Below are 305 nucleotides of genomic sequence, written 5' to 3' on the forward strand. Positions count from 1 at the left end.
CGGCCGCCGGTGTGGTGAAGCAGTCGCGCACGGCCGCTTCATTGCGCCAGTAGAGGAATTTGCGCTCGCCGTTGGCATCGGTCTGGATGCAGTACAAACCCGGCAGGCGCCCGGGCAGGCGCTGGACCATGCCCAGGCCCAGGCCTTCTTCGGCCCAGTGCTTGCACATGGCATCGCTGAAGCTGTCATCGCCCAGGGCGGTGACGTAGTCGACGGTGCTCGGTTCACCCAGTTCGCGGCGCAGGTAGACGGCGGCGTTCAGGGTGTCGCCGCCGAAGCTTTGTTGCAGGCTGCCGTCGGCGCGG

At 67.5% G+C, this 305-nt stretch carries 1 protein-coding gene; it reads right to left on the reverse strand.

Translation table 11 applies throughout. The features are described from left to right. The coding region (locus tag HX846_RS35940; protein ID WP_256740382.1) for a PfkB family carbohydrate kinase at positions 1-305 on the reverse strand (305 nt) is incomplete at both ends.

It is taken from the genome of Pseudomonas sp. K5002, assembly GCF_013386655.1.
Lineage (GTDB): Bacteria > Pseudomonadota > Gammaproteobacteria > Pseudomonadales > Pseudomonadaceae > Aquipseudomonas.